This window comes from Vibrio sp. 811, assembly GCF_033339195.1.
Genome location: NZ_JAWOUB010000512.1, coordinates 1 through 642 on the forward strand (window position 1 = coordinate 1; position 642 = coordinate 642).

At 49.7% G+C, this 642-nt stretch carries 1 protein-coding gene; it reads right to left on the bottom strand.

Going from position 1 to position 642, the window contains the following annotated elements; all coding sequences use genetic code 11:
* Positions 1 to 642: PhoH family protein (locus R7Q46_RS27795; protein WP_318078379.1), on the bottom strand; the 642-nt coding region annotated here is incomplete at both ends.

Sequence of the window (642 nt, forward strand, 5' to 3'; positions counted from 1 at the left end):
CTTCTGAGCCTGGTAAGAAGCCAATCGACTCACCAATGTCTGGCGTGTTACGCGTGACGATGATTTTATCAAACATGCCTTTTTCAATAGTTTGCTCGAGCGCAGCTGCCATGGCCAATAGCGTTTTACCGCTACCCGCCGCACCAGTGAGGATCACCAAATCAATGTCAGGGTCGAGCAGGGCATCGAGCGCCATGGCCTGATAAATGTTTTTTGGTGTGATGTCCCAAGCTCGGCGGTGCATCATGCGTTCTCGGCTTAGGTCGAGTAGGGTTAGCTTGTCTTCATTGATGGTTTCAACGCGGCCTGCAAAATCGCTGTCTTCATCAATGACGTATTGGTTGATGAACGTTGGGTCAAAAGGCTCACGACTGAGTTTGTGGTAGGTTTTGCCACCCAACGCGTAGCTTTCAACTTCATCAATACCGCTCCAGAAATCGCCTTCTCGTTGCTGGAAGCCTTTAGTGAGGTATTGAATGTCGTCGATGAGTTGGTCGGTTCGGTAGTCTTCAACAAAGCGAACTCCAGCTCCTTTCGCACGCAGACGCATGTTGATGTCTTTTGTGATAAGCACGACTTCTCGTGGTGCTCGTTTGTTTTGCAGATAAAGCACCGCGTTGAGAATACGGTTGTCACCGGCTT